The sequence below is a fragment of the Saccharothrix sp. ST-888 genome (genome assembly GCF_000955975.1).
GTDB lineage: Bacteria > Actinomycetota > Actinomycetes > Streptomycetales > Streptomycetaceae > Kitasatospora.
The window spans coordinates 1-346 of the sequence record NZ_JYJF01000626.1 but is presented as its reverse complement, the minus strand read 5'-3'; the positions used below and the strand labels follow the sequence as shown (position 1 = coordinate 346).

The following is a 346-nucleotide window of genomic DNA, read 5'->3' as shown; positions in this document are numbered from 1 at the left end:
AGCGGGTGGTGCGACAGCGACCGGGCCGGGTTCAGCACCTCCACCAGGTGCTCGAACGGCACGTCCTGGTGCGCGAACGCCGACAGCGCCGTCTCCCGCACCCGCTCCACCAACTCGACGAAGCTCGGATCACCACTCGTGTCCGTCCGCAACACCAACGTGTTCACGAAGAACCCGACCAGATCGTCCAACGCCTCGTCCGTACGCCCCGCGATCGGACTCCCGATCGGAACATCCGTCCCCGCACCCAACCGCGTGTACAACGCCGCCAACCCCGCCTGCAGCACCATGAACAGACTCGCACCCGAACGCCTCGCCAACTCCACCAGCGCGGCATGCAGTTCGG

General features: G+C 67.1%; 1 protein-coding gene. It reads right to left on the bottom strand.

All coding sequences use genetic code 11. The features are described 5' to 3' along the window. Positions 1 to 346, bottom strand: a 346-nt coding sequence (locus UK12_RS34015; RefSeq protein WP_045307085.1) for a condensation domain-containing protein, incomplete at both ends; no start/stop codon positions are given.